A 4,920-nucleotide genomic window follows, 5' to 3' on the forward strand; every position below is an offset into this window, starting at 1 on the left:
TAGTGACTAAATGCGCCGAAATCCAAGATAAACTCTGGAGTTAACCAATCCTTGTTTTGATGGGTAAGCGTCTTGAATCCATGTGAGTTCTGATGGACACAAGAGGTCAAAATCTAAAGGTATTATGCGCGCCAGGGCAACAGGCAAAAAGAAGTTAGTGGGTTGAGGCTCGTAAATGCGCCATGAGCGATTATCTCTATCTTCGCCATAGTCATTGCCTGCCAATTACACACTAATACAGGCTTATCCTCGCCCGGTAGGAATTGGCTTCTTCACCTTCCCAGCTTCCACGGATTCCGACCCTTTGACTGCCTTGGACTGTATTGACCAGCGCGAAGGATTACCGAAAAGGATGACCTAAATTTTTTGGTTAAATGCCATTGCCATTCCCCGGGTATGGATATGCTGTCTTAAAAGCAACGAAGGCAGGGATTCAGTAATAAAATTTAAAAATTCTATCATTTTTGGCAACGATAGTTGCATAGAATCCTTATTATTAAAGCAACTGATTTATAAACTCATTTTTAAATAAAAAACCTACCTCAGTTTCAGAAAGGTTTTTGAAGATAAAAGCCAAACATATGATATAAATCGTTATACATAAACACTATGAATAAATACATAAAATCAGATTTATTCATAGAACTAATAAATAATACAAATATATACCAATCGTGAGTGGAGGGATATTTTATTGCGGCAAATATAACCGGCGCTAAAGGGGAAGCCAGTTCAGCTTCCGGGCAAATGGGCGGAATCCCGGTACTGATAATGAGAGAAGGCACCCGCAGGTCAAGGGGTAAAGATGCCCAGAGTATGAATATCACGGCAGCAAAAGCTGTTGCAGATGCGGTGAGAACCACACTTGGCCCGAAAGGTATGGACAAGATGCTTGTAGATTCGATGGGGGACGTTGTTATAACAGGCGACGGAGCCACCATCCTTAAAGAGATGGATATCGAACATCCTGCTGCGAAGATGATGGTCGAGGTAGCTAAAACCCAGGATGAGGAAGTGGGTGACGGCACTACGACTGCCGTTATCCTGGCAGGGGAGCTGTTGTCAAAAGCTGAAGAACTTTTTGATATGGGTGTGCACCCAACTGTTATTGAAAAGGGATACAGGCTTGCAGAGGACAGGTCAAAGGAAATCCTGGAATCGCTTGCAAAAAGCGTTTCACCTGAGCAGGAGGATATTCTTCTCAACATAGCCTCTACAGCGATCAAAGGTAAAGAAGACCACCTTCCAAAAGCGAAGCTTGCCCAGATCGCGGTCAATGCAATAAGAGCAGTAGCGGATATCAGCGACGGGAGAAAGGCTGATCTTAATGAGATAAAGATTGAGAAAATAGAAGGGAAAGGCATCGAAGATTCCGAGCTTGTCCGGGGTGTAGTGCTCGATAAGGAGCGCGCAAGCATCAACATGCCAAGAAAGGTAGATGATGCCCGGATACTGCTCCTCAATAAAGCGATCGATATCAAGAAGACAGAGACGAAATCAAAGATAGACATAGCTACGCCTGAGCAGATGATGTTATTCCTCAGCCAGGAAGAAAACCTGCTTGAGGGAATGGTTCGCCAGATAGAAAAAAGCGGAGCTAACGTCGTATTCTGCTCAAAAGGGGTCGCCGACATAGCTTCGGACTATCTTGCGAAATCCAAAATACTGGCGGTGAAAAGCGTTAGCGAAAAAGACATGGAAATGCTGTCAAGGGCTACGGATGCTAAAATACTGACCGAGATTGAAACCGTTTCCGACTCTGATATTGGAAAAGCGTGCACAGTAGAAGAAAAGAAGATAGTTGATAAGAAGTTCATCTTTGTGCGCGATTGTTCCAACCCTAAATCCGTTTCGGTGCTGCTTCACGGAGGGACAAAACATGTGGTCGAAAGTATGGAAATAACCCTGAACGACGCCCTGAGGGTAGTGAGCACGGTTATAGAAGACGGGAAATATGTTGCCGGCGGGGGCTCTCCTGAAGTTGAGGTGGAACTCCGGCTGCGGGAGTATGCCGCATCCCTGACAGGAAGGGAGCAGCTTGCGGTATATAAGTTCGCCGAAGCCATCGACATAATTCCAAAGACCCTTGCTGAAAACGGCGGTCTTGACAGCCTGGATATACTGATCAAGTTAAGAAGCCAGCATGAAAAAGGGAACAGGGATGCAGGCATCGATATTTACACCGGCAATGTAGTGAATATGGCCGATATGGGTATAATCGAACCCCTGCGTGTGAAGCTCCAGGCCATTAATTCGGCGACCGAGGCTGCATCCATGATATTGAGAATAGACGACGTCATAGCGGCTGGCAAGGAGAAGTTACCCGGAACCCCGCCGGGATGATGCTGAAACTGTTAGATATTATATCGGTTGTGCAGCTCTTTCCTCACAGGACAGATGCACACATAAGAGTAACCGAATGGAATTTTATAGCTGCATGGCTTGTTATCCGCGCATTTAATGAAATGAATCTTATCTTCAATGCATAGTTCAACCTTGCAGAGGGTGCCTGTCTCGCCGGATAAACATGAAAATTTTTTTTTTACATCTGGTGGTATTTTTTAAGATACTATCGTTTATTTTGAATTCCATTTTTGGATTCATTAGCTAAATCTTGCGCCTGATACTTTATATTAGTTTGCATTAATGTTTGAGGATGAAATGGAGCGAAGATGATGCGTTTTTCTCACAGCTTCAACAGGGTTTCTTCTATGGTAAATGAACCCGTACCGCATTTGCCGCACGATACCATTGCAACCCCCTTTATAAAGTCTGCTTTGTTCACTGGCATTGTATGCTTGCATTTTGGACATTTATACCGTTTGTTTGAAATCATACTATCCCCCCATTTTAGCAAATTTGATGTTCAATTATCTGTTATAAGCCTTATTAAAGCTTATATTTTATAAAGCTTACGCTTGGGGAAGTAATAACTATTTTTATATGTTCTTTTTCAAGATAAAAATCAATCAAGTAATATTAACAGTTATTTTTAGTTTTATTGTATTTAAAACACTTGTTATAGCAAAAAAAGCTCAAAAAATTCTTGTTTTATATGAGCAAAAAATTTATCTCACCATGTTCCTGATATCGCCTATATGATTAAAGAACTGAGGGTTCGGCGGACTATCTTTAAGTTTAATTACGGCAATGACATATGATGATATAAAACAGGAGGATTGAATTTATGGATTTACAGCTAAAAGATAAATTTGCAGCGCTATGGAAAAAGTACTTCTATAACGCGGAACTCCCCATCACCTTCTATTATACTGATGAGGAGGGGCACGCCGAACTGGTCAAGCCAGGTTCTGTGCCCAGGTGCATAATCGGGGCGTTATCGAGTGTGAGGAAAGGGAAATCTTCCTGTTTTAATATTGAATCGGTCGGCTGCTTCGGTGGAAAGAGATATCTGGGCTTTGCTGAAAAAATAAGACCGAACTTCGAATATTTCCTTTCCTGCGGCATACCCGGAGAGCTTGAAGGCGAGCGTTACAAAAAATCCCCGGAGCTTGTGAAGGAGTGGATAAAAAAAGCGCCTGTTTTTAAGGCGCCTGCCCGCTATGCAGTGTTCAAGCGGTGGGATAAGCTTGAGGAGTCGGATGCTCCGGAGGTTGTTATTTTCTTTGCGCAGCCTGATGTTCTTTCGGGACTTTTTACCCTTGCGAATTTTGACATGGCAGAGCAAAACGGAGTGATCGCGCCGATGGGCTCAGGCTGCAGTACCATTGTACAGTACCCATATCTTGAGAAAGATTCCGGGCATCCGAGAGGTGTTATCGGGATGTTCGATGTTTCAGCCCGTCCTTATGTCCCGGAGAACGTACTCACGTTCGCGGTGCCGGTGAACAGGTTCACAACAATGGTTGAGAATATGGAAGAGAGCTTCCTTATTACCGGTTCATGGCAGGCAGTTCAAAAAAGGATAAAGCAAGAGAAAAGAGAAAATTAGCTCCTGATATGGGTGAGAGGAGAAATAGAATACCTCTCAAACATTATTTGTAACACATCCCGGTTCTCTTTTCTGCTCGCTTCGAGTCAAACAAACTAAGCCGGGCTGCGTCCCTGGATGATTCTGAGCAGTATCACGATGATGGCGAGCACCAGCAGCACATGGATTAAAGTCCCGCCGATCGAGCCTACTAATCCGAGCAGCCACAGAATCAGGAGCACTACTACTATTGTCCATAGCAGATCCATTATTTAACACCCCCTAAATTATAATTGGCGCTAAAGGGTTATAAGCTTTCCTGTCGATTTTTAGACGCGTTTGGATTTTTTTAGACATAGCTTACAAAGTGGAGTTGTATCAATAAATATAAGCATTAGTCGCTATATAGGCACGGCTTGAAAGGCTACTCGATCGCGCAAATCGCAATATAACAGTTTTTTGAAACCAATAACGAGGATTTCCCATTAGTACCTTTATTCCTTACTTTTAAATAAACTCATCAAGATAGAAAACTTAATGCTCAATAAATGTATACGTATATTTATGGAAAAAACTATTACTGTTTCGGATGATGTTTACAGGGAGCCTTTGAAAATCAAGAGCCACAGAAGCTTTTCTGAAATTTTACGTGAAATGATAAAGAGGGAAGGGAATCTTAAAACGCTGGAAATAGGATTTGGGACAAGAGATAGCAGAGAGAAGGAGATGCTAAAGGAAGAGCTTAAAAAGGTTGAAGAGGAGTTCCAGAGTTAGAAGGATTGCCGGGATTCCGGTAAAGCTTTGGCGTGTCTATATAATAAATACTATGTAACAATACCTTCGCCATTAAGGAGTATTAATACTACCTATTTTCGTTATTTGTGCAAACATTTGCTGAATTAAAATTGGATCAGGCTTTTCCGGTATCAATTTTAATGTTTCATAGAGATATTTGCCTGCTCTAAGCTAAGTCGCATAAATAGAGTTGT

At 42.4% G+C, this 4,920-nt stretch carries 5 protein-coding genes; 3 read left to right on the plus strand and 2 right to left on the minus strand.

Annotated features, from left to right (window positions below; all coding sequences use genetic code 11):
• Window positions 1-678: 678 nt before the first annotated feature.
• Window positions 679-2,343, plus strand: coding sequence for a thermosome subunit alpha (gene thsA / locus MNV_RS02165; RefSeq protein WP_256999910.1), 1,665 nt, complete (start codon window positions 679-681; stop codon window positions 2,341-2,343).
• A 343-nt stretch (window positions 2,344-2,686) separates the two neighbouring features.
• Here thsA and MNV_RS19260 read toward each other — a convergent pair whose 3' ends face one another.
• Window positions 2,687-2,836 carry a hypothetical protein gene (locus tag MNV_RS19260; RefSeq protein WP_179293749.1) on the minus strand — a complete coding sequence of 50 codons (150 nt, stop codon included), beginning with the start codon at window positions 2,834-2,836 and terminating at the stop codon, window positions 2,687-2,689.
• A gap of 351 nt (window positions 2,837-3,187) precedes the next feature.
• Here MNV_RS19260 and MNV_RS02170 point away from each other — a divergent pair, with 351 nt between their 5' ends.
• A complete protein-coding gene (locus MNV_RS02170) occupies window positions 3,188-3,952 on the plus strand; it encodes a DUF169 domain-containing protein (RefSeq protein WP_096203744.1) in 765 nt (254 codons plus the stop codon).
• A gap of 95 nt (window positions 3,953-4,047) precedes the next feature.
• On the opposite strand, the gene MNV_RS18880 is transcribed toward MNV_RS02170, so the two are convergent.
• A complete protein-coding gene (locus tag MNV_RS18880; protein ID WP_218837863.1) occupies window positions 4,048-4,200 on the minus strand; it encodes a lmo0937 family membrane protein in 153 nt (50 codons plus the stop codon).
• A gap of 295 nt (window positions 4,201-4,495) precedes the next feature.
• Here MNV_RS18880 and MNV_RS02175 point away from each other — a divergent pair, with 295 nt between their 5' ends.
• The gene (locus MNV_RS02175; RefSeq protein WP_096203746.1) at window positions 4,496-4,705 is read left to right on the plus strand and encodes an antitoxin VapB family protein; all 210 of its coding nucleotides are present in this window, start codon (window positions 4,496-4,498) and stop codon (window positions 4,703-4,705) included.
• Window positions 4,706-4,920: the final 215 nt, after the last annotated feature.

Source organism: Candidatus Methanoperedens nitratireducens, assembly GCF_900196725.1.
Taxonomy (GTDB): domain Archaea; phylum Halobacteriota; class Methanosarcinia; order Methanosarcinales; family Methanoperedenaceae; genus Methanoperedens; species Methanoperedens nitroreducens_A.